Raw genomic sequence first — 1,791 nt, forward strand, 5'->3', positions numbered from 1 at the left:
GAAGGCAGTCCCTGTGAGGGTAACGGCAGTCAAGCGCGGTTCACATGACTTTGGCGATTGGTGGTCGTTAACCGATGCATTCGAACTGTCACTCTCCGCAGTTAACAGGCTGCGGAAAAACCCCTTGTCAAATCCGCCATCGATTTGATCTCCTGTGACCGGAGCGGGCAAAGAAAGAGTTGAGCCGATGCGCGGGCCGGATCATCAGACGGGTCACCTGGGCGGCTACATGAACCCAGAGGCGATGGTGCCGCGGAACCATCCGCTGCGAGCCATCCGTCCGCTGGTAAACGCCGCACTGGACCGTCTGTCCCCTGACTTCGATCAGATCTATTCGCCGATCGGGCGACCCTCGATTGCGCCCGAGCAACTGCTGCGGGCCTTGCTACTCCAGGCGTTCTTCACGATCCGCTCGGAGCGGCAGTTGATCGAGCAACTAACCTACAACATCCTGTTCCGCTGGTTCGTCGGTATGTCGATCGAGATGCCCGTATGGGACGTGACGGTGTTCACCAAAAATCGCGACCGGCTGCTGGAAGGCGATATCGCCTATCGTTTTCTCAGGGCGATCCTGACTGACCCGCAGGTCGGGCGGTTGCTTTCAAACGATCACTTCTCGGTCGATGGCACATTGATCGAGGCCTGGGCGTCCATGAAGAGCTTCCGACCGAAGGACGGCAGCGGTGAGCCACCTAGTCCCGGACGCAACGGCGAGCGTGACTTCCACGGCGAGAAACGCAGCAACGAGACGCATGCCTCGACCACCGATCCCGATGCGCGGCTCTACAAGAAAGCCGAAGGCCAGGCATCAAAGCTCTGCCACATGGCGCACGTGATGATCGAAAACCGCCAGTGCCTGGTGGTGGACACCCGAACCACGCTGGCAACCGGCACCGCCGAGCGTGAGGCGGCATTGGCGATGATCGGCGCAATACCGGGTCAGCACCGCATCACGGTCGGTGCCGACAAGGCTTACGATCCGGTTGACTTCGTCGCTGACATGCGAGACCTCCGCGCGACGGCGCATGTCACGCAGAACGACAAGGGCCGCCGCTCGGCCATCGACGGACGCACCACGCGCCACGCCGGTTACCAGGTGAGCCTGCGCGTGCGCAAACGCATCGAGGAGGCGTTCGGCTGGATGAAGGTCATCGGCGGGCAGCGCAAGACGCGTTACCGTGGCACGGCGCTTGTGGGCTGGATGTTCACACTGTCGGCCGCAGCCTACGACCTGATCCGGCTGGCGAAGCTACTGGGTGCCGTGGCGTAGCGACACCCGGAGTCTGTCCAAAGTCTGCCCTGCGGCATGATTTTCATAGTGCAAGACTGGAAATCCGCAAATTTCCCGCTTTGGCTAGGATCTCAGGCCGCTCCGGTGTCGGCAAACTCAGAGAATACCGGACCGTTCGGGGGTTTTTCCGCAGCCTGCTAAGCTGCCTCGGCCGCTTGCGCCGGTTCCATTCGCTGTTTGCGCAGCAACTCCCGGTAAAGCCCGGGCCGGGAGGCGAGAGCGTAGGGGGAGCCGTCATCAATGATGCGGCCTTTGTCCATGACGATGATCCGGTCGAAGCGTTGCAGCGTGGAAAGCCGGTGGGCGATGGCGATCACCGTGCGCCCCGTCATCAGCCGGTCGAGTGCATGCTGGATCGCCTGCTCCGACTCGGTGTCCAGGGCGCTGGTGGCTTCATCCAGCAGCAGGATCGGCGCATTCTTCAGTAGTGCCCGCGCGATCGCCAGCCGCTGCCGCTGGCCGCCAGATAACTTTATGCCACGATCGCCGACCATGGTGGC

General features: G+C 62.0%; 2 protein-coding genes. One reads left to right on the plus strand and one right to left on the minus strand.

Annotation, left to right across the window (positions count from 1 at the left end; genetic code table 11):
- Nucleotides 1–187 precede the first annotated feature (187 nt).
- On the plus strand, nt 188–1,270 hold the full coding sequence (locus VGP39_RS19200; protein WP_327569679.1) for an IS5 family transposase: 1,083 nt from the start codon (nt 188–190) through the stop codon (nt 1,268–1,270).
- Nucleotides 1,271–1,428: 158 nt separating this feature from the next.
- Here VGP39_RS19200 and VGP39_RS19205 read toward each other — a convergent pair.
- On the minus strand, nt 1,429–1,791 hold a 363-nt coding region (locus tag VGP39_RS19205; protein ID WP_327569680.1), incomplete at its 5' end, for an ATP-binding cassette domain-containing protein.

The sequence above is a fragment of the Bradyrhizobium sp. genome (assembly GCF_036009065.1).
GTDB lineage: Bacteria > Pseudomonadota > Alphaproteobacteria > Rhizobiales > Xanthobacteraceae > Bradyrhizobium.